At 68.4% G+C, this 25,266-nt stretch carries 19 protein-coding genes and 1 pseudogene; 12 read left to right on the top strand and 8 right to left on the bottom strand.

Annotated elements, in window-relative coordinates; genetic code table 11:
* Positions 1–79 precede the first annotated feature (79 nt).
* A complete protein-coding gene (locus tag K2Y56_RS12130; RefSeq protein WP_292507642.1) occupies positions 80–3,616 on the top strand; it encodes an AsmA family protein in 3,537 nt (1,178 codons plus the stop codon).
* A 31-nt stretch (positions 3,617–3,647) separates the two neighbouring features.
* Here the strand turns inward: K2Y56_RS12130 and K2Y56_RS12125 are convergent, their stop codons facing one another.
* A complete protein-coding gene (locus K2Y56_RS12125) occupies positions 3,648–5,789 on the bottom strand; it encodes a S9 family peptidase (RefSeq protein ID WP_292507641.1) in 2,142 nt (713 codons plus the stop codon).
* A 534-nt stretch (positions 5,790–6,323) separates the two neighbouring features.
* Here K2Y56_RS12125 and K2Y56_RS12120 point away from each other — a divergent pair.
* Both K2Y56_RS12120 and K2Y56_RS12115 read left to right on the top strand, forming a co-directional pair.
* On the top strand, positions 6,324–6,755 hold the full coding sequence (locus K2Y56_RS12120; RefSeq protein ID WP_292507640.1) for a MucR family transcriptional regulator: 432 nt from the start codon (positions 6,324–6,326) through the stop codon (positions 6,753–6,755).
* Positions 6,756–6,916: 161 nt separating this feature from the next.
* Positions 6,917–7,759 carry a DUF6456 domain-containing protein gene (locus tag K2Y56_RS12115; RefSeq protein ID WP_292507639.1) on the top strand — a complete coding sequence of 281 codons (843 nt, stop codon included), beginning with the start codon at positions 6,917–6,919 and terminating at the stop codon, positions 7,757–7,759.
* A gap of 6 nt (positions 7,760–7,765) precedes the next feature.
* Here K2Y56_RS12115 and K2Y56_RS12110 read toward each other — a convergent pair whose 3' ends face one another.
* The 3 genes from K2Y56_RS12110 to K2Y56_RS12100 form a co-directional block, all read right to left on the bottom strand.
* Positions 7,766–8,191 (bottom strand): SufE family protein, encoded by a 426-nt coding sequence (locus K2Y56_RS12110; RefSeq protein ID WP_292507638.1) that lies wholly within the window; start codon positions 8,189–8,191, stop codon positions 7,766–7,768.
* A 98-nt stretch (positions 8,192–8,289) separates the two neighbouring features.
* Entirely contained in the window at positions 8,290–9,336 is a 1,047-nt protein-coding gene (locus K2Y56_RS12105; RefSeq protein WP_292507637.1) for a PAS domain S-box protein, read from the bottom strand.
* Between the two features lie 187 nt (positions 9,337–9,523).
* A complete protein-coding gene (locus K2Y56_RS12100) occupies positions 9,524–10,549 on the bottom strand; it encodes an alpha/beta fold hydrolase (RefSeq protein WP_292507636.1) in 1,026 nt (341 codons plus the stop codon).
* A 189-nt stretch (positions 10,550–10,738) separates the two neighbouring features.
* Here K2Y56_RS12100 and K2Y56_RS12095 point away from each other — a divergent pair, with 189 nt between their 5' ends.
* Both K2Y56_RS12095 and K2Y56_RS12090 read left to right on the top strand, forming a co-directional pair.
* Positions 10,739–12,085 (top strand): MFS transporter, encoded by a 1,347-nt coding sequence (locus tag K2Y56_RS12095; protein WP_292507780.1) that lies wholly within the window; start codon positions 10,739–10,741, stop codon positions 12,083–12,085.
* A 67-nt stretch (positions 12,086–12,152) separates the two neighbouring features.
* Entirely contained in the window at positions 12,153–12,950 is a 798-nt protein-coding gene (locus K2Y56_RS12090) for an SDR family oxidoreductase (protein WP_292507635.1), read from the top strand.
* Between the two features lie 54 nt (positions 12,951–13,004).
* On the opposite strand, the gene K2Y56_RS12085 is transcribed toward K2Y56_RS12090, so the two are convergent.
* Positions 13,005–13,346, bottom strand: a complete 342-nt coding sequence (locus K2Y56_RS12085) for an SWIB/MDM2 domain-containing protein (protein ID WP_292507634.1) — start codon at positions 13,344–13,346, stop codon at positions 13,005–13,007.
* A gap of 227 nt (positions 13,347–13,573) precedes the next feature.
* Between K2Y56_RS12085 and K2Y56_RS12080 the strand changes: the two genes are divergently transcribed.
* Positions 13,574–14,041 (top strand): PRC-barrel domain-containing protein, encoded by a 468-nt coding sequence (locus K2Y56_RS12080; RefSeq protein WP_292507633.1) that lies wholly within the window; start codon positions 13,574–13,576, stop codon positions 14,039–14,041.
* Between the two features lie 20 nt (positions 14,042–14,061).
* Here K2Y56_RS12080 and K2Y56_RS12075 read toward each other — a convergent pair whose 3' ends face one another.
* Positions 14,062–14,448: a hypothetical protein gene (locus K2Y56_RS12075; protein ID WP_292507632.1), complete on the bottom strand. Its 387-nt coding sequence runs from the start codon at positions 14,446–14,448 to the stop codon at positions 14,062–14,064.
* A 537-nt stretch (positions 14,449–14,985) separates the two neighbouring features.
* On the opposite strand from K2Y56_RS12075, the gene K2Y56_RS12070 reads away from it, so the two are divergent.
* The 3 genes from K2Y56_RS12070 to K2Y56_RS12060 all read left to right on the top strand — a co-directional run bounded on the left by K2Y56_RS12070 (position 14,986) and on the right by K2Y56_RS12060 (position 18,979).
* The gene (locus K2Y56_RS12070; RefSeq protein ID WP_292507631.1) at positions 14,986–15,672 is read left to right on the top strand and encodes a PRC-barrel domain-containing protein; all 687 of its coding nucleotides are present in this window, start codon (positions 14,986–14,988) and stop codon (positions 15,670–15,672) included.
* The gene (locus K2Y56_RS12065) at positions 15,669–17,003 is read left to right on the top strand and encodes an MFS transporter (RefSeq protein ID WP_292507630.1); all 1,335 of its coding nucleotides are present in this window, start codon (positions 15,669–15,671) and stop codon (positions 17,001–17,003) included. Before K2Y56_RS12070 ends, K2Y56_RS12065 begins: the two co-directional genes overlap by 4 nt.
* 218 nt (positions 17,004–17,221) lie before the next feature.
* The gene (locus K2Y56_RS12060; RefSeq protein ID WP_292507779.1) at positions 17,222–18,979 is read left to right on the top strand and encodes an ABC transporter ATP-binding protein; all 1,758 of its coding nucleotides are present in this window, start codon (positions 17,222–17,224) and stop codon (positions 18,977–18,979) included.
* Between the two features lie 154 nt (positions 18,980–19,133).
* Here the strand turns inward: K2Y56_RS12060 and K2Y56_RS12055 are convergent, their stop codons facing one another.
* Complete coding sequence (locus K2Y56_RS12055; RefSeq protein ID WP_292507629.1) at positions 19,134–21,077, bottom strand: potassium transporter Kup; 1,944 nt, start codon at positions 21,075–21,077, stop codon at positions 19,134–19,136.
* Between the two features lie 177 nt (positions 21,078–21,254).
* Positions 21,255–22,571: a flavodoxin-dependent (E)-4-hydroxy-3-methylbut-2-enyl-diphosphate synthase gene (ispG, locus tag K2Y56_RS12050; RefSeq protein WP_292507628.1), complete on the bottom strand. Its 1,317-nt coding sequence runs from the start codon at positions 22,569–22,571 to the stop codon at positions 21,255–21,257.
* 468 nt (positions 22,572–23,039) lie between these two features.
* On the opposite strand from ispG, the gene K2Y56_RS12045 reads away from it, so the two are divergent.
* The 3 genes and pseudogenes from K2Y56_RS12045 to K2Y56_RS12035 all read left to right on the top strand — a co-directional run.
* Positions 23,040–24,113 carry a patatin-like phospholipase family protein gene (locus K2Y56_RS12045; RefSeq protein ID WP_292507777.1) on the top strand — a complete coding sequence of 358 codons (1,074 nt, stop codon included), beginning with the start codon at positions 23,040–23,042 and terminating at the stop codon, positions 24,111–24,113.
* A 60-nt stretch (positions 24,114–24,173) separates the two neighbouring features.
* Positions 24,174–24,791, top strand: coding sequence for a sigma-70 family RNA polymerase sigma factor (locus K2Y56_RS12040; RefSeq protein WP_292507627.1), 618 nt, complete (start codon positions 24,174–24,176; stop codon positions 24,789–24,791).
* 105 nt (positions 24,792–24,896) lie between these two features.
* Positions 24,897–25,190, top strand: a pseudogene (locus tag K2Y56_RS12035) (zf-HC2 domain-containing protein); the annotation flags it as partial.
* Positions 25,191–25,266: the final 76 nt, after the last annotated feature.

Below are 25,266 nucleotides of genomic sequence, written 5' to 3'. Positions count from 1 at the left end.
ACGCGCCTGCACCGCGATCGCACGCCCTGTGCATGGCGCCGTCCTGAAAGACAGGACGGGCGACACGGGAACAGAGCTGGTGCGTGACATCCTGACCGCGGTCGCGGGCGCCGTCATCGTGATCCTCGTCGCCGCACTGGCGATTCCGCCATTCTTTCCGTGGAGCGACTATCGGGGTCTCGTGGACCGCGGCATCGCGCGCTCCCTCGGCCTTCCCGCTCGGAGCGAGGGCCGCATCGCCGTTCGCCTTCTGCCCTCGCCTCGGCTGCGCCTCGACAGACTGCATCTCGGCGAGACGGCCGACGTCGGCAAACCAGCCCTCGATCTCGCCTTCGTGAAGGCGGAGATCGGGCTGACGCCACTCCTCGGCGGCGAGTTCCGTTTCACCGAGACGCGGATGGGCCGGGCCGAGATCCGGCTTCCGGTCAGCGAGGGCGATGCGATCATGCTGCCGGCGGCAAGGACCGGCGAGGGCGGCCCGAACCTCGTCGTCGATGACGTGGCGATCCAGCAACTCGTCGTCACCACCGTCGCCGCGACCGGACGTACCGACCAGATCCGGGCCGAGGACATCCGCCTTGACGCGCCGCGACTCGCAGGTCCCTGGCGAGTGACCGGGACCCAGTCCGGTCTGCCCTTCCGTTTCTCCACCAGCGAGGCCGGAGCCGACGGCCGGATCGGCATCAAGGCCTCGGCCGGCGGCGACAGCCGGCCGCGCTTCGAGCTGGAAGCGCGAATGGGCCTCGTGCCTGTCCCGACGACGGCCGCCGGTCCCATGCGTGCCGTCGTGCCGGAGACGGAAGGGACGATGCGGGTTGTCGTCGGGCCGCCGGCACAGGCGGCCGGTCCCTACCTGCCATTCTCGCTGTCTGGCGCCTTCAAGGGACGCGGCCCGGCCGCGAGCTTCGAGACGGTCAGTGTAGAGATCGATCCCGGCGGCAAGGCCCTGCGGCTGAGCGGCAGTGGTCGTCTCGACCTGCGCGAGGGTCGCGGCGCCCTCTCCCTGGAAGCCCGGCGCCTCGACCTCGATGCCTTCCTGCTCTCGACCGAGGGACAGGCCCTGATCGGTCGAGGCCTGCCTGCGGCGACGAGCGGGCTGCCGATGCTGATGGATCTCGACGTCGCCGTCGAGAGCGTTGCACTCGGGCTCGACGACTGGTCGGACCTCGCGCTGGGCATCACCCTCGACCGGGGCGGTGGCCTCCTGCTCCGGCGGTTCCGCGCGAAGGCGCCGGGCGAAGCCTCACTCTCTGCGTCAGGATCTGTCGAAACCCAGCCGAGTCTTCGTTTCACGGGAAACCTGTCGATCGACGCGCCTTCTTCCGAGGGCTTCGGCCGCTACCTGAGAAAGTTCGGCCTCGACGGACCGGCGGTGACGGTGATGGACGGGCGGCCGGTCCAGGGCAGTGCGGACGTGTCGGCGGCGTTCCCGACCCTGTCGCTGCGCAACCTGCGCCTGGCGCTGGGCGAGGCGCGCCTCACGGGCAACGCCCGCTATATGCGTGGCGAGGCGGGAGAGCGCGGGCGCTTCGACGCGCAGATCGCCGGCCATGGCCTCGACATCGCCACGCTCCCGTCCTTCGCTCACTCTCTGTCGGGCCTGCAGGGACACGATCTCGGCCTGACTTTCCGGGCGACGGATGTCCGCTACGGGGCTCTCGGCGAACGCAGGTCCGCGGGACGAGGCGGCACCATCGCGGCCAGCATCCAGTCCGACGGACCGGCGCTTGCCATCGACACGCTGGAGGTGAGCGACCTTGCCGGAGCGAACGCGCGGCTCTCGGGCCGGATCGCGCCCGACGGCTCGGGCCGGATCGCCGGTCGAGTCTCGGCGCCCGTGGCCGCACCCCTTCTCGCTCTCCTCGACCGGGCCTGGGTGGCGGAGGCGCGGCTCCTGCCGGATTTCCTGCGTCGCGGCGCCCTCGACCTCGACCTGGCTCTGGAACGCGAGGCAGGGGCGGCTGATACCTTGAAGGCAACCGCCAAGGGTACGACGGCGGGCGGCGACCTCGACCTCGCCGTGTTGAGTCGCGCCGGACGGATCGACAGCCTCGACGCAACCCTCGCGACGGCCGAGGCCAGCCGCTGGATCGGACGTGCCGGGCCCGTCCGCCAGCCTGCGCGCCTGTCCCTCGCAGGACGGCGGGGATCAGGGGCCGGTCCGCTCAGCGTGACGCTGGATGGGACCGTCGCGGGCTTGGGGCTGGCGACGCGAAAGCCGATCCTGGTCGAACCCGGTCTCAACCCGCCGGATGCCGGCGAGATCGCCCTCACCAGCGCCGACCTCGTGCCCGTACTCGACCTCGCCTTCGGCAAGTCGTCCTCGTTGCAGGGACCGCTTCCCGCTGAACTGACGCTCGTCCTGTCGCGGGCAGGCGACGAGGCGCGGTTCGGGCTGAGCGGGCGCATCGCCGGCAATCCGGTCACTGCGGAGCTCCTGCGGGCGCCGGAGGGAGATCTCGGCGGCAGCATCGGCCTGCGGCGGTTGTCATTGCCCTGGCTCGCGGCGATGCTGGTGATTCCGCCCGATCCGCGTGCCGTGCCGAGCGCCGACGTCTCCTTGTCGAGCGCACGCTTTGCCCCGGCACCCGAGCGTCCGCCGATCGCCATCGCCTTGCGCGCAGACACCCTCGATCTTGGCCGCGGCTTCGTCGCCTCGGGAGCCGCGCTCAACCTGCGCTTCGTCGACGGGACGTTGGACCTCGATGGCATCTCCGGCCTCCTGGCCGGAGGCCGGTTGACCGGTGCCGCGAGCATCGCGCGTCAAGGCGGAGCCGCCTCGATCTCGGGCGAGGGCCGCATCGACGATGCCGACCTCGTCGCCCTCGCGGGAAGCGGGCCGATCGCCGCCAAGGTCTCGGCCGGCTTGCGCTTCGGCGCATCGGGCGAGAGCCTCGTCGGCCTCGCGAACAACCTCGGCGGCAACGGCAGCCTCACGCTGTCCGGACTGAGCCTGCCGGGGGGCGATCCCGCCGGCCTCGGGCGCGCCCTGAGCCGTGCGCTCGAAGACGACGACCCGCTGCGCGATGGACGCCTGAGGACGATGGTGTCGGAAGCCATGAGCGCCGGCCCCTTCGCCGCCAAGGGGCCGGTGACGGCGCCCATCACCCTCGTCGGGGGCATGTTGCGGGCGACGCCGCTTGCCGTCGACCTCGATGGCGGCCGCTGGGTCGGGAGCCTCGCCCTCGATCTGCGTAATGGACGGCTCGATGCCCGCGGCACCCTCACGGGCACGACGATCCCGCGCGGCTGGAATGCGGGCAAACCGAACGTCCAGTTCGGCTACGCCGGCAGCCTGACCGCGCCCGAGCGCATCGTCGATCCCGGCCCGCTGACCAGCGGACTCGCTGCCTTCGTGCTTCAGCGCGAACTCGAGAGCATTGAACTGTTCGAGGCGGATCAGAGCGAACGTCTGCGCCGCCGAGCACGGATCGAAATGGAACGGGCCAGGGCCGAGGCGATCAAGGCTGCGGCAGAGCGGATCGCGGCCGAGAAGGCAACGCAGGAGAAGGTGGCAGCGGAACGCTCGGCAATGGAAAAGGCCGCCCAAGACAGGGCCGCCGAAGCTCGGAAACAGGCCCCTCAGGAAGCGCCGCCACTAACGGCCGAACCCTGATCCATCCGGCTCGGCCCCTGACGAAGGGAGCTTACGCCTTCCCCACCGCCAAAAGCGCGAATGCGTAGATCAGGCCGACCTCCTCCAGGCGGTCGAAGCGGCCGGCGGCGCCGCCATGGCCGGCTTCCATGTTGATCCGCAGGAAGACCGGGCCGCCGCCCGTCATCGTCGCCCGGAGCCGTGCGACCCATTTGGCCGGCTCCCAATAGGTGACGCGGGGGTCGGTGAGGCCGCCGAGCGCCAGGATTGCCGGGTACTCCTTGGCCGCGACGTTCTCGTAGGGCGAGTAGCCGAGGATCGTGCGGAACGCAGTCTCGCTCTCGCGCGGGTTGCCCCATTCGGGCCATTCGGGCGGGGTCAGCGGCAGGTCGCCGTCGAGCATGGTGTTGAGGACGTCGACGAAGGGCACGTCGGCGACGATGCCGGCGAAAAGCTCGGGCGCGAGGTTGGCCACCGCCCCCATCAGCATGCCGCCGGCCGAGCCGCCATGGGCGACGATCCGGCCCTCAGCGGTGTAGCCCGCCTCGATCAGGGCGCGGCCGCAGGCGACGAAGTCCGAGAAGGTGTTCGGCTTCTTCTCGCGCTTTCCGTCCATGTACCAGCGCCAGCCCTTCTCGGTGCCGCCGCGGATATGCGCGATGGCGTAGACGAAGCCGCGGTCGACGAGGCTGAGCAGGTTGGTGCGGAAGGCGGCGGGCATCAGCGTTCCGTAGGAGCCGTAGCCGTAGAGGAGGAGCGGGGCGCTGCCGTCGAGGTGCAGGCCGCGCTTGTGCAGCAGCGAGATCGGCACTGTTTCGCCGTCCGGCGCCGTGGCGAAGAGCCGGCGGGTGACGTAGTCCTCGGGCTTGTGCCCGCTTGGCACCGTCTGGCGCTTGCGCAGCTGCCGGGCACGGGTGACGCAATCGTAGTCGTAGGTTTCGGCCGGCGTGGTCATCGACGAGTAGGTGAAGCGGATCACCGCAGTCTCGAACTCGTGGCCCGGCTGCAGCCCGAGGGAATAGGCCTCCTCGGCGAAGGCGACGGCGTGCTCGGTACCCGAGAAGTCGCGCACGATGATGCGCGGGCGCGCATTCTCGATCTCCAGCCGCACGAGGTGGCCGGCTATGAGGTGCTGGTGGCGGATCATGATGCCCGGGCGGTGCGGGATCACGTCGGCCCAGTTCTCGCGGCCCGGACTGGCGATCGGGCAGCTCGCGATCTTGAAGTCCTCGGCGCCGTCGGCGTTGGTGAGGAGGAAGAGGTAGGAGCCCCAATGCTCCACCGAATAGATCAGGAGCGGCACCCGCGGCTGCACCACGGTCAGCACCGGGTTGGCGGCGTGCCGATCGAGAAGGTGGACCTCCGAGGTCTCGTGATCGCTCGCCGTGACGGTGAGGTAGGTGCCGGACTGGGTCTCGTCGATATGGACGAAGAAGCCGGAATCGCGCTCCTCGTAGATCACGACGTCGTCGTCCTGGGGCGTGCCGAGGCGGTGGCGCATGACGCGGGCCGGGCGATGATTGTCGTCCACCGCCGTGTAGTAGAAGGCCCCGCCGTCCGCGGCCCAGACCACCTCGCCGGAGGTCGCCTCGACCCGGTCCGGAAGATCCTCGCCCGTGGAGAGGTCCCGCACCCGGACGACGTAGAGCTCCGAGCCCTTGGTGTCGGCGCTCCAGGCGAGGCGCGAGTGGTCGTCCGAATGGGCGGCGGTGGAGAGTTCGAAGAAGGCCAGTCCCGCCCCCTCCTTGTCGCCGTCGATGAGGATGGTCTCGCCCGGCTCCGGCCCGCCATCGGCCTCCTGCCCCGGCGGCACCAAGACGGTGCGGGGGCGGCGGCAGACCAGGGGATGCTGACCGCCCTCGCGGTGGCGGGTGTAATAGGCATGCGGCCCGTCGGGGGCCGGGACGCCGCTATCGTCCTCGCGGATGCGCCCCCGCATCTCGGCCACGAGGGTCTTGCGCAATGGCTCTACCGGATCGAGGGCGGCCTGCGTGAAGGCGTTCTCCGCGCTCAGGTAATCGTGGATGTCCGCCGGCAGGGCCGCGGGGTCCTTCAGGACGGCGCGCCAGTTCCCGGCCTTCAGCCAGGCATAGTCGTCGACGACCTCGACGCCGTGGACCTCGTAGCGATGCGGCCGGCGATCAGCGACGGGCGCCGCCTGGGGGACAGGGATGGAGATGCGGTGGGAGGCCATCTGACAGATCCTTGCAGGTCGACAGAACTGCGGGTCGAAAGGCTTACGAGGATAGTAGAGGAAAGCGCCTTGCGCCGGCCTCACCGGCATGTGCCGCGCGAACACGATGCGGGCAAGGCCGCAGCATCGCCGCAGGGGCCGCCTCAGGAAAAATACAAGAGTCGACTAGAGCCCACCAGATCCCGGCCATCGCGAGAGATTTAGAACAGTTACAGAGTAACGTGGCCGGGACGCATTCCGTTCGCAGTGAAGGAAAAATCACGTTCGCTCGACATCTCGGCTTCCCAAGTCGTCGCTGCGTATCCGACCTGCATTCGGCTGTCTTGCTAGGATAGGGTGAATATCATAAAGGGTGCGGACGGCGGCTAGAATTGCCGCCGACAGTCAATGACTTACCCGCTACCAGGCGTTGCCGTGGTGTCTGCTCGCGACCAGCAGGCCGAGCCCTCTTGCAGGTGGATCGGCACTTGGTTTCACACCTAATAGCTGTGCCGGAGCCGCTCTCCGCGTTGCGTCAAAGGAACTGTTCCGATCATGCAAGATATCGATACCTCGACCGATTACGTGGGACTGACGGTCGACATCGTCTCAGCCTATGTGAGCAACAATCCGGTTCCCCCGGGTGAACTGCCTAACCTCATCAACCGGATTCATACCTCGCTGCTCCAGGTCGCCGGCGGAGCGGTCGAGACGGTCTCCACGGAGCCGCAGCAGCCCGCCGTGCCGATCAAGAAGTCGGTCACGCCCGACCACATCGTCTGCCTCGAGGATGGACGGGTGTTCAAGTCGCTCAAGCGGCACCTGCGTGCCAAGTACGACATGAGTCCCGAGCAGTATCGTGCGAAATGGGGCCTTCCGCCCGACTATCCGATGGTGGCTCCGAACTACGCCAAGGCCCGTTCCGACCTCGCCAAGGCGATCGGTCTCGGCCAGACCCGCAACGGCAATTACGACGAAGCCGCTTGAGGCGTCATTCGCGTGTGCATGGGCGGGTTCTGCGGACCGCCCGTGCGCCGCGTCGTTACGCGTTCGGTTTTTTGGGCTGTCAAGACTTGCTATAGGATATTTTTCCTTTATCGTTGGTTGAACGGCAGTCGGCGCCGTGCTTCTGCGTAGCGGAACATATCATGAACGTCACCTGCAAGCCCAACTCCAGATCCGTCATCGGCCGAGGCGGAGAAGATAGCGACCTCGACCGCGATGCGGCACGGCTGCTGTCGGCACTCGGCCGCGAAGGCGCATACGCGATCGACGACCCGCTCACCGAGGACGGAATCCTGGTCCGCGGCGGCGGGAACGGCGTGTCGCTGGGGTCGGGGCGGCTCCCGCGGAACGCAGGTGATGCGCTCGTGAACAGGGATCTTGCCGAGCGCGATCATGGGCGCCGTGGTCGGTTGACGATCAGCCAAGCCGGCCTGGCACGGCTGCGGCGCGAGTCGGCTGGGGATGCCCCCCCGCATCTCGCCCAGCATCTCGATATCGTCGGCGATGCCGATCGCCGGAACGGCCCCTTGCGCGATGCATCGGAGAGCCCCCTCGCCTGGATGGCGCGGCGGCGCGACCGCGATGGCCGGCCCCTTATCGATGCGGCCTGCTTCGAGGTCGGCGAAAGGCTGCGGCGCGACCTCACCACGGCGTCGCTGATGCCGCGACTGGGAGCCGATTGGAGCGGCATCAAGGTCGATGGCGGCGGCCCGCGCGATCCTTCGGGGGCCTCCGATACCATGCTCGCTGGACGCCAGCGGGTCCGCGCCGCCCTCGAGGCCGTCGGCAGCGACCTGTCGGGACTGCTGATCGACCTCTGCGGCTTCCTCAAGGGTTTGGAGAGGATCGAGGCGGAAAGGCGCTGGCCGGCGCGCTCGGCCAAGGTGGTGGCGAAGATCGCCCTCGCACGCCTCGCCGAGCATTACGGCTTGGAGCGGGAAGCGACCGGTCCCGACCGCGCCCGCATGCGGATCTGGCGGGGATGAACGTCGCTATGCCGCCGCGAGTTGGACCACATCCCGGCGGATGCGGTCCGCCATCGCGCGCACGCCGTTGGAACGCTGCGGCGTCAGGTGCTCCGCAAGCCCGAGTTCGCTGTAGAGGGCGAAGGCGTCGGTGGCGGCAGCCTCCTTCGGAGTCTTGCCATCGAAAAGGGCGACCATGAGGGCGACGAGGCCGCGCACGATATGAGCGTCGCTATCGCCGCGAACGCTCAGGCGGGGTTCCGGGCTTGAGCTGTCGAGGCCGAGATCGAGCCAGACCTGACTGGCGCAGCCATGGACCTTGTTGACCTCGCTGTGCAGGGACTCGTCCCCAGGCGGCAGGGCACGGCCGAGTTCGATCACGTAGCGGTACCGCTCCTCCCAATCCTCTATGAAAGTGAAATTCTCGACGATGGTCTCGATCGGGGGAAGCATGGCGACGGCAAACCGGGTTTCGACGACGAGGGCACGAACTTGAGTGCGGCGCCCTGGATATAGGTCGGCTTCGCCACGAAGGCGAAGCGTGGCCCACGTCAGCCGGCAACGATCCGGGTCAAGACCTCGGGCAATTGCAATTCCAGGGGTTCGTTCGGGCTGGCGCTGCCGCGTACGGCGATCTCGGCCTGGGCCGCGTAAGCGGCGATGAGCCGAGGGCCGAGGTTCGGGACGGCACCGGCCGGAGCCGGGACGGCCTCCTGGCCGGTTCCGGTGACGATGGAGAGGCCCACCGGTGCCCCCGCCTTGGCGTCGATGCGAATCGAGATGGTGCAGGAGACGGAATCGGCCGTCGTGTCGAGGCATTCGGCGACGACTTCGGCGACGATCATGCCCAAGGCATTGGCGGTGCGGGGCTCGACGAGGGTGGTGCCGTATCCCTCGACGACGACGCTGATTCGGCCCGCCCGGCGCAATTGTCCGAGGCCTGAGGCGAGCCGGTGAAGATAATCGCGCAGATCGATCGAAGCGATGTGGGGCGCCTCATGGAGGTGCTGCTGGACCAGGGCGATCGCACGGACTCGCTGGCCCAAGGCTTCGAAGCTGCCCCGACAGGGAGCAGGTGCTGCGCGGCCATAGAGCCCGATCAGGCTGACCATCACCTGCAAGTTGTTGCGGACGCGGTGGTAGACCTCCGCCAGCAGCGCCTCCTTCTCGGCGAGGGCGGCGGCGGCGTGCTCCTCTGCATGTTTGCGGTCGGTGATGTCGAAACAGGTGCCGAGATACCCCGAGAACACACCCCCGCGATCGATCGGTCTCGCGGTATCCAGGAGCCAGCGGTAAGCCCCGTCGTGGCGGCGCAGGCGAAACTCGGCGGTGTAGGGCTGGCGTGCCCCGAAGGCGTCGGCCACCAGGGCAGCGTGGCGCTCGATGTCGTCCGGGTGGAGGCCGCGGCGCCAGCCCTCGCCGGCCTCTTCCTCAGGCCGGCGTCCGGTGAATCGCACCCAGCTCTCATTGTGGTGGATGGCAAGACCGTTGGCGTCGGAACGCCACATCATGAGCGGCACGTCGTTCGCGAAATCCTGGAAGGCATCTCCCACCAGGCTCTCAGCCACGCTCCCGGTCGCCGAGGTATCCGTGCCCATGCTACTCCCGATCCGCCCGCCCCAAGCCCCGCAAGCCCGTGGATGGCGATCAACGTATCGCATGAGGCGCCGTTCCGGACATCAGCGAATCAGGCGATCGGGGGCGGCAACACGGAATTCTTACCGGCTATGGGGGCTTTATCCGCTCTCGCGGAAGCGAGCCGCTCCTCGTTGACGAAACGGGCGCTCAATGCCCGTTCAGGAAATCCAGCGTCAACCCGTTGAAGGTGTCGGTCGCCTCCATGTGGACGAGATGGCCAATGCCGGGGAGCACCTCGGCGCGCCCGTCCGGCATCCTGGCGGCGAGCGCGCGGGCGTGGGCGGCGTTCTCGCCCATCTTGGACCTCAGTTCCGCCGGCGCGAACGGCCTGCCCGGCGCGTTGCGGTCGTTCTCGCCCATCACGAACAGGGTCGGATGGGTCACGAGCGGGATCTCGTGGACCACCGGCTGGCCCCAGATGATCTGGTAGGAATTCACGAAGGACTGGACCCAGCGCGGATACTCGCCAGACCCCTTCACCCGCTCGCGGATCTGCACGAAGGGCTCGATCGCGGAGGGCGGCAGGGAAAGGGCGTAATTGGTCATGAGTTGCCGGCGGTAGACGTCCGCCGTCACGTCGGTCTCGATCCGCAGGAGCGTCTCGTTCGAGACCGGGGGCACGAAGAAGCGGTAATCCTCGAGCCCGATCGGGGCCTCGAGGACGAGGCTGTTGATCCGGCTCGGGGCGTTGCGGGCGAGGCGGACCGCCAGCATGCCGCCCATCGAGTGGGCGACGACATCAACGCGGGCGAGGCCCAGGACATCGAGGAGCGCGACGGTGTCGGCCGCCATGACGTCGAAGCTGAAGGGCCCGACCGGCTTCGACGACTTGCCGAAGCCGAGCTGGTCGGCGGCAACGACCCGATAGCCGGCGCCGGTCAGCGCGGCGATGACCGGTTGCCAGTAGCTCGACGGGAAGTTGCGGCCGTGCAGCAGCAGCACGGTGCGGCCGTTGGCGGTGCCGGTCGGCACCACGTCCATATAGGCGAGGCGCTGGCGCTCGCCGTCCCGGCTCACCTCCAGAAACCGCACGAGGTAGGGATAGGCGAAACCCTCGATGCCGATGCCGAGCGGCGCCTCCTGCGCTTCCGAGACCGAGGGCATAGCGGCCAGAGCGAGGGCGAGGCCGAGGGCAGGCAGGCGCAGGGCAAGGCTGCACGGACGGAACAGCATCGTGAGACTCCGAAGGGGCCAGCCTTGAAGAGGACGGCCCGGCAATGAGATAGGGCACCGCGAATTGATCGTGGTTCGGCCACGGGCGGGGCGATGACGCAAGTGGCCGAGGAGCACGAAGCCGGCAAGAACGCGAACAGCGCGGGTTCGGACGGCAAAGTTGCCGATGGCCTGCCCGTTCGAGAGCGGATGCTGGCGCTGCTCGCGATCGGCCTCGCCATGACCATGGCGGTGCTCGACGGCGCCATCGTCAACGTCGCCCTGCCGGTGATGGCCAAGGATCTCGGCGTCAGCCCGGCCTCGGCGATCTTCGTGGTCAACAGCTTCCAGATCGCCGTGACGGCTTCGCTCCTCCCCTTCGCGTCGCTGGGCGACATCCTCGGCTACCGCCGGGTCTACCTGTTCGGCCTCGCCTTGTTCACCGCCGCGTCGCTCGCCTGCGCCCTCTCGCCGACCCTCGGCTGGCTCGTCGCGGCACGGATCGCCCAGGGGATCGGCGCGGCAGGGATCATGAGCGTGAACATCGCGCTCGTCCGCTTCATCTATCCGAGCAAGCTCATCGGACGCGGGGTGGGCACCGTGGCGCTCATCGTCGCGATGGCCTCTGCGGCCGGCCCCACCGTGGCTGCGGCGATCCTCTCGGTAGCGACCTGGCCCTGGCTCTTCCTCGTCAACGTTCCGGTCGGCCTCGTCGCCTTCGCGGTGGCGCTGCGGACCTTGCCGTTCACCCCGAGGAGCGGCGCGCGCTTCGACGTCGTCAGCGCGCTTCTCAACGCGGTGACCTTCGGCCTGCTCATCATCGGCATCGACGGAATCGGGCAAGCCGAGGGCCGCTGGATCGCCGTGGCGGAGATTGCCGCCGGCCTCGTCGTCGGCGCGGTCTTCGTGAGGACGCAGCTCTCCCTGCCGGCGCCGCTGCTTCCCGTCGATCTCCTGCGCATCCCCGCCTTCGCGCTGTCGATGGCGACGTCGATCGCCTCCTTCGCCGCGCAGATGATGGCCTACGTCGCCCTGCCCTTCTACTTCCAGGACGTCATGCGGCTCTCCGAGACCCAGACCGGGTTCCTGATGACGCCCTGGCCGATCGCCATCGCGATCGCGGCGCCGATCTCGGGTAGGCTCGCCGACCGCTACGCGCCCGGGCTGCTCGGCGGCGTCGGACTCGCCCTCCTCGCCATCGGCCTCGCCAGCGTCGCCCTGCTCCCGGCGAACCCCTCCGCCTTCGAGATCGGCTGGCGCCTGACCCTGTGCGGCATCGGGTTCGGCCTGTTCCAATCGCCCAACAACAAGGTGATCATCACGAGCGCGCCGCGCCATCGCAGCGGAGGTGCGAGCGGCATGCAATCGACGGCGCGCCTCACCGGCCAGTCCCTCGGCGCCGCCCTGGTCGCGGTGATTTTCGGGCTCGCCCACGAATCCGGCGGAAGCGGCGCCGCCGGCCATGGCCCGGCGATCACGACCGCGATCTGGTGCGCCTGCGCACTCGCCGCAGCGGGAGCGGCCGCGAGCGTGCTCAGGCGACAGCCCGGCGGTTGAATCGCCGTCCTCCGACATCACGTCCTCCCGCACGATCCCGCACGGCGATCAGCCAAGGATGAACCCCATGAACCTCGATCTTACAGGGCGTACCGCCCTCGTCACTGGCTCCACCGGCGGCATCGGCTACGCCATCGCCAAGGCGCTCGCACAGCTCTGCGCCACCGTGGCGGTCAACGGACGGACCACGCAGCGCTGCGCCGAGGCAGTGGCGCGCCTGAAGGAAGAGACAGGCTCCGGCGCGATCTTAGCCGCCCCGGGTGACGTCGCGGCCTGCGCGAGCGCCGAGGCCGTGGTGGCGGGGCTGCCGACGGTCGACATTCTCGTCAACAATGCCGGGATCTTCGAGCCCAAGCCGTTCTTCGACATCCCGGACGAGGATTGGCAGCGCTTCTTCGACACCAACGTGATGAGCGGCGTGCGGTTGTCGCGCGCCTACACGCCGGGCATGGTCGAAAAGGGCTGGGGACGTGTCGTCTTCATCGCCAGCGAATCCGCCATCAACATCCCGGTGGAGATGGTCCATTACGGCATGACGAAGACCGCTCAGCTCGCTGTCGCACGGGGCCTTGCCGAGACCGTCTCGGGCTCAGGGGTTACCGTCAACAGCGTTCTGCCCGGTCCGACCCTATCGGAAGGCGTCGCCGATTTCATGAAGCAGATGGCGGCGGGGACCGAAGACCCCGATCTCGACGCCATGGGCCGACAATTCGTCGCCGAGCACCGGCCGACCTCGCTCATCGGGCGGCTCGCCACCGTGGACGAGGTCGCCAGCATGGTGGCCTACATCTGCAGTCCGGCGGCGAGTGCCACCAGCGGCGCGGCCCTCAGGGTCGATGGCGGCGTGCTGCGCAACATCGCCTAACGTAGGAGTTGGGATAAGAGCGCCCGGTCCCTCGACGGGACCGGGCGATCGGCCTCAGGCCGACTTGAGGTGGGCGGCGAGGTGCTTGTTCATCTCGAACATGGTGCACTTGTCCTTGCCGAAGACTTTCTTGAGCTTGTCGTCGGCGAGGATCTCACGCTTGTTCTCGGGGTTCTGGAGGTTGTGCTTCTTGATGTATTCCCAGACCTTGCTGACGACCTCGCCGCGCGGCAGCGCCGCGGTGCCGACGATGGCGGCGAGCTCGGCGGTGGGCTTGAGCGGCTGCTGCAGGGCGTTGGGCTTCGCGCCAGCGGCCTTCGCCTTGGGTTCGGCGGCCTTCTTCGCCTTAGGCGCAGCGGCCGGCTTCTCGGCCTTCGGTGCAGTCTTCGTCGCCATGGCTTCCCTCCGGATGTGGCTTTGAGCGCCAGTCTCTCCATGGCCGTAAGGCCTCGAGGCGCATAGCTGCAACAACTAAGCGGTCATTCCGGCGTTCCAAGGGAAAATAATCGGCTCTCGCACCGCCATCCACAGATCGCGGGGCGAAAGGCGCCCTCAGGCAGACCGGAACCGCCATGCCGGCCCGCACGTCTCCTCGCCGAAGCGATGGCCTTCGAGGAGAGCGCATGCCGACCGACCTGCCGAATTCACCTCGCCCGAATCCTCCCTCGGATCAGGAACGCACCCTCCGCGCGCCCGGATCGCTCGAACTCGATCCAGCCGCGGAAGGCGTGCCGAACGACGAAACGGCCCGTCTGATCGCCTCCGACAAGGTCGAAGGCACGGCGGTCTACAATCCGGACGGGCGCCATCTCGGGACTGTGCAGAACTTCATGGTCGACAAGGTCTCCGGCCAGGTCGCCTATGCGGTCCTCGCCTTCGGTGGCTTCCTGGGCATGGGCGAGAGCCGCCATCCGCTGCCCTGGCGCTCACTCCGCTACAGCGTCGAGCTCGGCGGCTACGTCGTCGACCTCGACGAGGACACGCTCTCGGGCGCGCCGACCCATTCGCCGGGTGACGACCCGTTCGGAGATCCGGCCTATGGCGGCCGGCTCGACGATTACTACGGCGGGCGCAAGGCTCCCACCGCCTGATCCTCAGACCGTCCGGAACGTCAGAACTTGCCGCCGAGTCCCATGCCGCCGCTGGCGCCGAGCTGAGGCGCAAGGCCGCCAGAGCTCGTCCGCGCTTCCTCGGGCGAGTCGATCTCGTCGCGCCTGATGCGGCGTTCCTGGGCGGCCGTCCGGTCCGAGGCACCTGCGACGGTCTTCGGCAAAGCGATCTGCCGGGTCGGACGTGTCTGAAGCGGCACGCCGTCGGGATCGACCTCCGCCGCCTTGCCGGCGCGGTCGGGCATGGCGGTGCGCATCGAGGGCGGTGGACCGACCTCGCTCACCGGCATCACGCCGCCACCGCCATTGAGCGCCTGGCAACCGCCCGCGAGGCCTCCAGTGAGGGCTGCCAACAGCAGGGCACGGGAGGTCTTCAACGCTTTCGACATCGGCACGAACCCCAACGATACGCGAAACCGATCCTCACCATCGGATCGAAACGGAATACAGGTTGTGCTCTCTACGACGGGGTTTGGGCGAAAACCAGACGGGCTCGTCAAAGCCGCCCGCCTCTACGAGTATGATCGCCTTCGGTAACGGACACGCCGCGACAGGAGGTCGATCCGGCCGCGGCAGACATGACGGCCGTGCGCGCCGACCCCGCCCCCACCCCGACGCCCCTCTCCGGACGCCTGCCCGGTCGGAGGGCCTGCGCGCGGCCTGGATTGCGCGCGGCCTGGATGTTGCGGCCTGGATCTGGCGGCCTGGATGTTGCGGCCTGGATCTGGCGGCCTAGATCTTGCGGCCGGAGCTTGGCCCGGGCAGGAACGCATGTGCGGTCCGGACAAAAGGCCGGCGCAAGACACGTCATTCACAACTTCGCCCAGGTCCTCGCGCAATGACCCCGGCCCGCAGCCAAGCGGGAACACGCCGGTCCGGTCGCTGTTGTGCGGAGGGCCGTCGCGACGCCTGATCGAGGACCATCCGTGTTCAGAACTGTCCGGACGATCGCCGCAGCGACGATCACCGCGTGGGCTGCCACCGCCATCGCCGCCGACGAACCGCAGACGACGGGGACCGCCGCCCAGGCCCAGACGCCCGGAGAGGTTCCGGCGGCGGCGGCGCAGCCTTCGCCTCCTGCCGCGTCTCCCTCGACGACGCCGGCCGGAACGCCCGCCACGCCGGCCGGGACGCCCGCGACCGTTCTCGACACCCAGGATTACGAAGGCATCCTCGGCAAGGGCGTGCGCAATGCCGCTGGCGAGGATATGGGTCGGATCATCGACATCGTCCTCGACAAGGATGGACGGCCGCGCGCCGCCATCATCGATTTCGGCGGTTTCCTCGGCGTCGGCTCGCGCAAGATCGCCGTGGATTGGCGGGCATTGCGCTTCAACCTCGAGGGTAAGCCCGGACGTCCGGTGCTGCAGCTTACCCGCAACCAGGTTCGAGTGTCCCCCGAGTACAAGCCGGGCGATCCGATCGTGGTTCTCGGTCCGGCGAGCCCGAGCGCGCCCGCTGAGCCGGACCAGACCGCCCAGCAGCCCGCGGCGGCTCCGCCTCCTCAGGCGCCCGCCACGAAGCTCGCCCCACCTGCGGTTCCTGCTGCTCCTGCGCCCGTCACTGTTCCGGCGCCCGCCGACAAGCCACCGGAGAAGGCGCCCGATCGATGACGGCGCCGCGCTCGACTTACCGTCGCGCGGTCGCGCCGCGGGATCTGCCGCGGCCCGATCTTCGCCCGCGTCCCCTCCCCCGGCGCGCGGCGCCGGCCGACACGGCAGCGGAGACCCTCCCCGACATGACCGCGATCGAGCGCGCGAGCAGCCGGGGCCTCGACGGCTTCACCTTCTTCGTCGCCAACCTCCAGACCGGGTTCGGACCGTTTCTGGCGGTCTATTTCACCCAGGCCAAGTGGACCCAGTCGGATATCGGCTTTGCCCTGACGGTGGGCAGCCTGGTCAGCCTTCTCGGCCAGGTTCCTGGCGGCGCCTTCGTCGATGCCGTTCGCTCCCGCCGCTTCGCCGCCGGCCTCTCCGTGGTGGCGATCGCTGGAAGTGCCTTCGCGCTGGCGGCGTGGCCGAGCTTCATCATCGTCCTTCTTGCCATGGCCGTGCATTCGGCGGCCAGCTGCATCCTCACCCCCGCCATCGCCGCCATCAGCATCGGTCTCGTCGGCCATGCGCGTGCGGGCGAGCGACTGGGGCGAAACGCCAGCTTCTCGGCGCTCGGCAATGCCGTCGCCGCAGCCGTGATGGGTGCCTGCGGCTACTACATCTCGAACGATGCGGTTTTCTACTTCACCGCTGCCCTGATGCTTCCCACGCTTGTGGCGCTCTCCTTCGTTCGCCCGCCGACCCGGCCGGCCGAGACCGCGGCGCGGCGCCAGCCCGAGCGTCAGCCCGATGAGACCAGGACCAGCCTGCGCGCGCTCCTCACCAACCGGACTCTGATCTGTTTTGCCGCCTGCATGAGCCTGTTCTTCCTCGCCAACGCGGCCATGCTGCCGCTCGTGGGATCGATGCTGACCATGCGGGCAAGCGAGACCGCCACAGCTCTCATCGCGGCCTGCATCGTGGTGCCCCAGGTGGTGCTGGCGCTGACCGGGCCTGCCATCGGTCGCGCCGCCGAACGCTGGGGACGGCGCCCGCTCCTCCTGATCGGCTTCGCCGCCCTGCCGATCCGCGGCCTCCTGTTCGCCTACACGACGAGCCCCGAACTGCTGGTGGCGATCCAGGTCTTCGACGGGATCTCGGCGGCGGTGTTCGGCGTCATGGTGCCCCTGGTGGTCTCGGACGCCACACGCCACACCGGCCGGTTCAACACCGCCCTCGGGGCGGTCGGCACCGCCATGGGCATCGGCGCCGCCCTCTCGACGTCGCTCGCCGGGATCATGGCGGACAAGCTCGGCAGCCAGAGCGCCTTCCTCGGTCTCGCCATCGTCGGCTTTGCGGGTTTCGCGCTCCTCGCCCTGATCATGCCGGAGACCCGGCGCGAGCCGACCTGAGGAAACACCGCGACAGGGCGGGATAACGGCACCGAATTCGCTTGCCGCTCAACTGCCGTTCAGGTTCGCGGAATATAAAGCGATTAGCTTGACGGCGGGCTGAAACACTTCACGTCGGTTCGCGTTGCGACTCGGGGGACATGCTGGGCATGCAACCCGCGGACGAGCCGCCGGCCTTCGTCGAGGTCCGCTTGCCAGAACCCGGGATGGTCACCGCGATGGAAGACCTCTGCGTCTATGCCAACAGGCCTTTCGCTTTCGTCGGGCGCTATCTCAGGCGCCGCGCCCTGCCCCATGTGGTGATCCTGTGCGCCGTCCTCGGCGCCGTCGGGTTTTCCGTGAGCACCGATTACGCTCTCAAGGGCGTCGTCGATGCCCTGAGCAAGGGTCCCGGAGCCGGGATGATCTGGGGGGCGCTCGCGATCCTCATCGCCTTCATCGCCGCCGACAACCTGCTCTGGCGCGTGGCGAGCCTCGTCGGTTCGTTCACCTTCGTCGGCGTCACCGGCGACATCCGCCGCGACTTGTTCCGGCACATGACCGGGCACTCGCCCTCGTTCTTCGCCGACCGCCAGCCCGGTACCCTGGCCTCGCGCATCACGGCGACCTCGAACGCGATCTTCACGGTCGAGAACATGTTCGTGTTCAACGTGATGCCGCCCTGCGTCGCGGCCTTCGGCTCGATCCTCTACATCGGTACCGTCAGCCTCACCATGGCCCTGGTGCTCGCCGGGATCTTCGGTGCCGTCGTCCTCCTGATGTTCAAGATGGCGGCGGCCGGGAAGCCGCTCCATCACGACTTCGCCGCCAAGGCCGCGAGCGTCGACGGCGAGATGGTCGACCTCGTCGGCAACATGCCGCTGGTCCGCGCCTTCTCGGCGTTCAAGCGCGAGTACAAACGTTTCGACGGGACCATCGGCGTCGAGATGCGCTCGCGCCGCTCGTCGCTGCTCTACCTCGAGAAGCTGCGCATCGTTCACGCCGTCCTCACGGTCTTCGCGGTGCTCGGACTGCTCTACTGGGCGATCACCCTGTGGGAGGCCGGTCAGGCGACGAACGGCGAGGTCGTCCTCGTCTGCACCCTCGGCATCCGCATCCTCGCCGCCACCCGCGACCTCGCCGTAGCCCTCGTCGACGCGACCCAGCACACCGCCCGCCTGTCGGAGGCCCTGCACACGCTGCTGCAGCCGCACGACCTGCGCGACCACCCCGAGGCCATGCCGCTCGCCGGCACCACGGGCGCCGCCCTCACCTTCGACCACGTCGCCTTCGCGTATCCGGACGGGCGCGCCGTGTTCACCGATTTCGACCTCGCCATCGAGCCGGGCGAGCGCATCGGCCTCGTCGGCAAGTCGGGCGGCGGCAAGTCGACGATCTTCTCGCTGCTGCAGCGCTTCTATGAGGTCCAGGGCGGCCGCATCCTCATCAACGGCCAGGACATCAACCGGGTGACGCAGGACTCACTCCGCGAGGCGATCACCGTCGTGCCGCAGGACGTGTCGATGTTCCACCGGACCCTGCGCGAGAACATCCGCTACGGCCGACCCGACGCCACCGACGAGGATGTGTGGAAGGCAGCGGAAGCCGCCCATTGCACGGACTTCATCCAGGCGCTCCCCGAGGGATTCGACACCATCGTCGGCGATCGCGGCGTGAAGCTCTCGGGCGGCCAGCGCCAGCGCATCGCCATCGCGCGGGCGATCCTGAAGGACTCGCCGATCCTGCTCCTCGACGAGGCGACTTCGGCCCTCGACGCGGAATCCGAGGAGGCGATCCGCCACGCCCTCGCCAATCTGATGAAGGGTCGCACCGTCATTGCCATCGCGCACCGGCTCTCGACCCTGAAGGACTTCGACCGGATCGTCGTGCTCGAAGGCGGCCGCATCATCCAGGACGGCTCGCCGGACAAGCTCACTCATCTCGACGGGTTCTACCGCGAGCTGATGAAGAAGGAATCGATGTCCTTGGCCGCGTGAGGGCCGGCCTTGAGCACTCTCTCCTGTCCGCGGGAGGAGAGTGGCCCGCGCAGCGGGCAGCACACGTCCCTTCAAGAAAGATCGCGGTTTCCGTTCCCGCCTCGCATCCGCCAGGCACCCTCCCTCCTCAGCGCGGGAGGGTCGTGGCCGAACCTCAAACCGTCACCTGTGTCCCCACTTCGACCACCCGCCCGGTGGGGATCTGGAAGAAGTCGGTGGCGTCGTTGGCGTTCTTGGCCAGGGTGATGAAGATCCGATCCTGCCAGAGCGGCATCCCGGACTGGGCGGCCGGGCGGATCGACCGGCGTGACAGGAAGAACGAGGTCGACATGATGTCGAACTTGAAGCCCTGCTTGCGCAGCTGCGTCAGCGCGCGCGGGATGTTCGGCGTCTCCATGTAGCCGAACTTCATCACGATCTTCGAGAAATGCGGCCCGATCGATTCGATCCGGACGCGGTCGGCCTCGGCGGACCGGGGGGTGTCCACGGTCTGCACCGTGAGGATGACGTTCTTCTCGTGCAGCACCTTGTTGTGCTTGAGGTTGTGCAGGAGCGCGGCCGGAGCGATCTCGGGGTCGCTGGTGAGGAAGATCGCGGTACCGCGGACGTGGTGTGGCGGGCTCTTCTCCAGCATGGCGACGAGCTCGACGAGCGGCACGTCTGTCTTGCGGGTCTTGTTGAGCAGGATCGAGACGCCGCGCACCCAGGTCCACATCAGGACGATGAGCCCTCCCGCGAGGACGAGGGGCACGTAGCCGCCCTCGAACACCTTGAGCAGGTTCGAGAGCAGGAACAGGAACTCGACGATGATGAATGGCATGATCGCCGCGGCCGCCGCGATCGGCGACAGCTTCCAGGCCTTCCAGAGCACGACATAGGCCATGCTCGCGGTGAGCAGCATCGTCCCCGTGACCGCGATGCCGTAGGCGGAGGCGAGCGCCGAGGAGGATCGAAACAGCACCGCCAGGATCACGACGCCGAGCATCAGGAGGAGGTTCACCTGCGGAAGGAAGATCTGGCCAGAATGGGATTCCGAGGTGTGGCGGATCTCGAGCCGGGGCAGCAGACCGAGCTGGATCGCCTGGCGCGACAGCGAGAAGGCGCCGGTGATCACCGCCTGGCTCGCCGTGACCGTGGCGAGGGTCGCCAGGATCACCATCGGGATCAGGCCCCATTCGGGGACGAGCTGATAGAACGGATCCGTCGTCTCGGGCTTGGCGAGGACAAGGGCGGTCTGGCCGAGGTAATTCAAGGTCAGGCAGGGCGCGACGAGACCGAGCCAGGCCACCTGGATCGGGCGGCGCCCGAAATGGCCCAGATCCGCGAACAGGGCTTCCGCGCCCGTCACCGCCAGGAACACCGCGCCTAGTGCGACCAGGGCGCCGGTACCGTGGCCGAGAAGATAGTGCAGCGCATACCAGGGGTTGAAGGCGGCGAACACGCCCGGATTGTCGAGGATGTGAGGTAGGGCGGCAAGGCCCAGGGCCAGGAACCAGACCACCATGACCGGACCGAAGAAAGCCGCGACCTTGCTGGTGCCCCGGCTCTGCACGAGGAAGAGGGCGACGATGATCGCCACCGTGATCGGCAGGACGTAGGGCTCGAAGACGGGTGTGACGAGCTTGATCCCCTCGACCGCCGAGAGCACCGAGATCGCCGGTGTGATGATGGCGTCGCCGTAGAAGAGCGAGGCCCCGAGCAGGCCAAGGATGAAGACGATGCGCGAGCCGCCGAGCGCCTTGCGGGCGAGCGCCATCAACGAGAGGATGCCACCCTCGCCGTTGTTGTCCATGCGCAGCAGGATCACGACGTACTTGATCGTCACGATGATGAGCAGCGCCCACAGGATCAGCGAGGTCGTGCCGAGCACCTCCTCGGTGAGCAGGATCCCGTCGGCGCGGGCAGGCCCGAGGGCCTCGCGGAAGGCATAGAGCGGGCTCGTGCCGATATCGCCGTAGACGACGCCGACCGAGCCGACGACGAGAGTCCAGAACGGCGTCGGCGCGTGCTCGCGCTGCGTCTCCGCCGGATCGGCGGGGACACGGCCCGCCGGATCAGGGGGAGCGGCCGCTGCGCTCGGGGAGGCGGGTTGCGTCATGTGCTGAAATCCAGGCTTGGGCCCGCGAGAGGCGGATGCGGCGCAGGTCCACGTCTCGTACGAACGACCCCGGGCCGGCCGCTACCACGTCGGCTGGCGGGGTCGATCATGCGATGACGTGACCATGTGCCCCGCGGCGCCGGAACGGCAAGGTCGCGGATCGATGCACGGGAGGTCCTATTCGGCCGCGGTCCGTGTCCCCGAGCCGAACCGGCGCTCGATATAGTCGGTCACGACCGTCTCGAAATCCTTGGCGAGAGTCGGCCCGCGCAGGGTCATGGCCTTCTTGCCGTCGATGAAGACCGGCGCGGTGGGTGTCTCGCCGGTCCCGGGGAGCGATATGCCGATATCGGCATGCTTCGATTCGCCGGGGCCGTTGACGATGCAGCCCATCACGGCGACGTTGAGGCCTTCGACACCCGGATAGGCCTTCTTCCATTCCGGCATCGAGGCGACGATCCAGTTCTGGATATCGCGGGCGAGCTCCTGGAAGGTCGTCGAGGTCGTCCGCCCACAGCCCGGGCAGGCCGCGACGAGGGGCACGAAGGTGCGGAACCCCATCGTCTGCAGGAGCTCCTGCGCCGCCTTCACCTCCACCGTGCGGTCACCGCCGGGCTCCGGGGTGAGCGAGTAGCGGATCGTGTCGCCGATGCCTTCCTGCAGCAGCACGCCGATGGCGGCCGAGGCGGCGACGAGGCCCTTCGAGCCCATGCCCGCCTCGGTGAGGCCGAGATGGATCGCGTAGTCGGAGCGGCGCGCCACCTCGCGGTAGACGGCGATGAGGTCCTGCACCGCCGAGACCTTGGCCGAGAGGATGATCTTGTCCTTCGACAGCCCGAGCTCCACGGCGCGGTCGGCCGAGGTCAGGGCCGATTGTACCATCGCCTCGCGCATGACCGCGCGGGCATCGATGGGCCTGGGGGACCTGGCGTTCTCGTCCATCAGGTGCGTGAGGAGCGCCTCGTCGAGGGAGCCCCAGTTCGCGCCGATGCGCACGGTCTTCCCGTAGCGGATCGCCTGCTCGATGATCGTCGAGAACTGGACGTCCTTCTTCTCCTTGAAGCCGACATTGCCCGGATTGATCCGGTACTTGTCGAGCGCCTCGGCGCAGGCCGGATGATCGGAGAGGAGCTTGTGGCCGATGTAGTGGAAGTCGCCGACCAACGGCACGTGGATGCCGATGCGGTCGAGGCGCTCGCGGATCTTCGGCACCGCGGCGGCGGCCTCGTCGCGGTCGACGGTGATGCGCACGAGCTCCGAGCCGGCGCGGGCGAGTTGGGCGACCTGCGCCACCGTGCCATCGATGTCGGCGGTGTCGGTATTGGTCATCGACTGGACCACGATGGGCGCGCCGCCGCCGACCGTCACGGCGCCCTCGCCCGAGCCGACGACGACGCCGGTTGTGCGGTGCCGCGGCGCTGGGCCGGCGATTTCCGGTCCCGTCCCGACGGCGATCGAGCCGGTGGGGGCAGGGTTGGCGGCCGAAGCGTCCATGGCGAATCTCTCGGAGGCGTGACGTTGGACCTTGGGGCCGGGACCATCCGCTCCGAAGAAGGCCCCGTCGATCGGGAGACCGGCGGCCGATCAGCCTCGTGCATGAGGCGGCGACCGATCGCGCTCCGACGGTTAGCTGAGATGATCGCGGCGGTGCGTCAAGTCATGGCCGCGCCGAGAACCGGAGCATGCCAGGGCTGAGCACGGCTTGAGATTCCCCGCGACCGACCGCGGCGGCCGGTTCTTGTCCCGCGAGAAGACCCATGTCGCATCCGGAGCGCCTTGTCGAGGTTTCCCGTTCGACATCCGTTTTTGCGTGGTGACTGCAGGGCAGGGTTGCGGAACGCGAAAGGCGAGCGGATGTTATCGCTGCGCACAAAGTCCCATGTTGCATTGCAGCAAGAACAGGAGCCTGCGATGGGCGAGATTTCCCTGACGGAGCACCAATCTCTTGGCGCCGATGCCCCGATGGATCTGGTCGACGCCCTCCCGGTCACGGATCCGCCCGCTTCCGCGGCGATCGGGCTGAAGGGTCCGCGGACCGAGAAGATGGTCTCCCTGGCGCTCCAGGGTGGCGGCGCCCACGGCGCCTTCACCTGGGGCGTCCTCGACGCGCTGATCGAGGATGGGCGCCTCGGCTTCGAGGCGATGAGCGGCGCGAGCGCCGGCGCCATGAACGCGGTGGTGATGACCGACGGCTGGATCGCGGGCGGCGCCGACGGAGCGCGGGACGCCCTCGAGCGGTTCTGGCGCGAGGTCAGCCTCGACGGCGATTTCTGGCCGACCCAGCGCAGTGCCCTGAACGGGCTCCTCGGCCTGTGGAAGAACAACCCCGTGGCGGAGTTCTGGGCCCGCGCGTTCAGACCGAGCCCGTACCTCCTCAACCCGCTCAACATCAATCCACTGCGCAAGGCCCTGGCCGGGCAAGTGGATTTCGCACGGCTGCGGGAGGCTGGCACGGCCAACATCTTCGTCTCGGCGACCAATGTCTGGTCGGGCAAGCTCGCGGTCTTCCCGCGCGAGGCTCTCACGGTCGACCACCTCATGGCCTCGGCCTGCCTGCCGACGGTGTTCCAGGCCGTCGAGATCGACGGGGTACCGCATTGGGACGGTGGCTATCTCGGCAACCCGCCGCTCTATCCGCTCTATCGCGGCGCCGAGACGCGGGACATCGTGCTGATCCAGATCAACCCCGTCGAGCGACGCGAGACGCCGCGCACGCCGCAGGAGATTCAGGATAGGCTCAACGAGATCACCTTCAACGGCAACCTGCTGCGTGAGTTGCGGGCGATCGACTTCGTGGAAGGGCTGATCGACGAGGGCGTGCTCGGCCAAGGCGATTACCGGCGGCTTCTCGTTCACCGGATCGACGGGCGGGGAGCTCTCGACGAGTATCAGGCCTCCTCGCGCCTCGATGCTCGCTGGCGGGTGTTCGAGCGCCTGCGCGACCTCGGGCGGGCAGCGGCGCAGGGCTGGCTCGCCGAATGCTACGACGATATCGGCCGCCGCTGCAGCCTCGACATGGCAGCGACCTATCAATAGGGCCGCTTCTCAATATGGTTGCTTCGGGATTAGACCGGGGCTCCCGCGCGTCTTTATTTCATGACCTCCGACGCTCCTCAGCGATCTCCGGATCTCGTCGACCTGCTGGTGCCCCTCCGGCGCTACGCCAGGGCGCTGACCCGCGACACCCTGCACGCCGACGACCTCGTCCACGACGCCCTGGTGCGGGCCCTCGAAGCGCGACCGGGCCTGCGCCCGGGAACCAACCTGCGCACTTGGATGATGACGGTGCTGCACAACGTCTTCATCGACGAGCAGCGCCGCAAGCGCGTCGAGGCCCGCCACGCCGACGTACTGGTTCAGATCAGCGAGGAGCTCGCCCCGCCCGCACAAGAGGGGCATGTCCGCCTGAACCAGATACGCAGGGCCTTCATGACCCTGCCGGAGGAGCAGCGCGCTGCGCTCCACCTCGTGACGATCGAGGGGATGGCCTATGCCGACGCCGCCACGGTGCTGGACATTCCCATCGGCACCCTGATGTCGCGGCTCGGCCGCGGCAGGGCGGCACTCCGGGCCTTCGAGGCGCGCGGCGAGGCTGCGCAGGAGCCTCCCCCTGCGCCGAAGTCCTCGCGCCCCGATACGCCGCGATTGCGTCTGGTCATGCCGCCTTCCGACGAGGATGGCCGCGCGAATAAGTGGGCGGCCGGAGAGAAATGAGCCCGGCGGCGGAAAAACGGATCTGACGACACAGCGGGGCGAGACGGGCATCGCGGGCTTTCCAAGCCCGGCGCCACCATCACCCCGATCGGAAGCGAGCCCACCATGACGAACACTCCCACCACCGACCCGATCACGGATGACGAGCTGACGGCGTATGTCGACGGCGAGCTCGCCATCATGCGCCGCCTCGAGGTCGAGGCCCATCTGTCCCAGCATCCCGACGTCGCCGCGCGTGTGATGGCCGAACTCCATGACCGCGACGCCCTGCGCGAAGCCTTCGCCCGCTGCCCCGGCCCCGGTCCGGAGCGCAACCGCGAGGCCGCGCGCCAGCTCGACCGCGCCCTGGCCCTCGGCCGTGTCGCCGACAAGCTGCGCCGGGCCGCGGCGGTTGTTATCCGGCTTTCCGGATTTGAGTGTTGAAAGTAGCATCAGACGTGCTATCATCAATCCGGATTTCGGTGTGGGTTGCCGA

Origin of the sequence: Methylobacterium sp., from assembly GCF_019745455.1 — a bacterium.
Taxonomy (GTDB): domain Bacteria; phylum Pseudomonadota; class Alphaproteobacteria; order Rhizobiales; family Beijerinckiaceae; genus Methylobacterium.
Note: the sequence above shows the minus strand (reverse complement) of the source record. Positions and strands in the feature narration are given on the sequence as shown.